The sequence below is a fragment of the Thermoclostridium caenicola genome (assembly GCF_900142095.1).
GTDB classification, from domain to species: Bacteria; Bacillota; Clostridia; order DSM-8532; family DSM-8532; genus Thermoclostridium_A; species Thermoclostridium_A caenicola.
In genome coordinates, this window is sequence record NZ_FQZP01000108.1 from 1 (window position 1) to 1,548 (window position 1,548).

Annotated in this window: 1 protein-coding gene; it reads left to right on the forward strand. The window is 44.7% G+C overall.

Features of this window, described 5'->3' with window-relative positions; all coding sequences use genetic code 11:
* Window positions 1-99 precede the first annotated feature (99 nt).
* Window positions 100-1,308, forward strand: coding sequence for an IS256 family transposase (locus F3H12_RS13085; protein WP_015357874.1), 1,209 nt, complete (start codon window positions 100-102; stop codon window positions 1,306-1,308).
* The last annotated feature ends 240 nt before the right edge of the window (window positions 1,309-1,548 follow it).

Genomic DNA, 1,548 nt, shown 5'->3' on the forward strand with positions numbered 1-1,548 from the left:
GATTAAGTCTATATAATGGTGTAAAAAGGAGTTGAGCCAAAGCTCATACCTCGGTAAAATATAGTTGCTAAACAAATACCAAACCGAGGAGGATGAACCATGGCTCAGTTTAATATTACTATAACCGAAGAACTTTTGCACGGATTATTTTTATCAAATGGTAGGGATGAAGCATTCTCCAAATTGTTGGAGGAAATCTTCAACCAGATACTTTTAGCTCAATCTACAGAGCAAATAGGTGCTGAACCCTATGAGCGCACTGAAGAAAGAGCCGCATACCGCAATGGGTTTCGAGATAGACAAATGACTACGCGAGTTGGCACACTCACATTACGGGTTCCCAGGCATCGCAATGGACAGTTCTCTACAGAGCTTTTTGCCCGATACCAGCGCAGTGAACAAGCGTTGGTGCTGGCTATGATGGAGATGGTCATCAATGGTGTTTCCACTCGAAAGGTTGAGCTAATTACTGAAGAGCTATGTGGAAAAAAGTTTTCAAAATCGACCATCTCAGAACTTTGTAAGAACTTAGATCCAATAGTAGAAGCATTCCGTACAAGGCCTCTGCAAAGCCATTATCCCTTTCTCATGGTGGATGCCATCTATGTAAAGGTGCGGGAAAATGGACGTGTACAGTCAAGAGGTATGCTGATCGCCATTGCCGTTAACGAAGATGGCTATCGTGAAATCATCGGGTTTCAATTAGCCAACAGCGAATCAGAAAGCAGTTGGGGTGAGTTCTTTTCTTCACTCAAGGATCGTGGGCTAAAGGATGTTCGCCTGGTTACCTCTGATGACCATAAAGGGCTGGTTAATGCTGTTAGAAAGCATTTTCAAGGTGCTAGCTGGCAGCGTTGTCAAACCCATTTTTCCAGGAACATACTGGATCATACGCCTAAAGCATTACAGACGGAAATTAAGGAAGAGCTGCGCCAGCTTTATGAGGCTGTTGACCTTGAGAGTGCTCGTAAAATCAGAGACCACATTATCCAAACATATGAAGTCAAAGCACCAAAAGCCACAGCTCTCCTGGATGAAGCATTTGATGATATTACTGCTGTTCTTGCGTTGCCCCTGAAGTATCGGAAACGGCTTCGTACTACAAACGGTGTGGAAAGGTTGAATGAGGAAATTCGTCGTCGAGAGCGAGTCATTAGAATCTTTCCCAATGCTGCATCCGTCATCCGGCTCATGGGGGCTCTATTAATAGAGCAGGATGAGAAATGGCAGACCGGTCGTAAATACCTTGATATGCAGCTGTACTATCAAGTGCAGGATAAGGAATCAAAGTCTGGCACTGCTGCATAGAAGACGCATTTATTCCACGGTCTGTTGACAATGAGCCTCCCATGGCATGTTTTCAGGCATCAGGGCCATCCCCCTTATCTTTGAGGAGAAGTCTTGCGCTAGTATGGTGATGCCCGGCCAACAGCCTAACATGCCATGTACTCATCGTCAACAGCTTTCGCGGCATAAACGCTTAGGCTATTGTCTCATTAGCTACCGTTTGATGACCGAGGTAATTTACACACTAATTTGGACTTGACT

What these genes read in the sequence shown, in the direction of transcription:
- F3H12_RS13085 (WP_015357874.1), top strand. Translation starts at nt 100, where the DNA reads ATGGCTCAGTTTAATATTACTATAACCGAAGAACTTTTGCACGGATTA.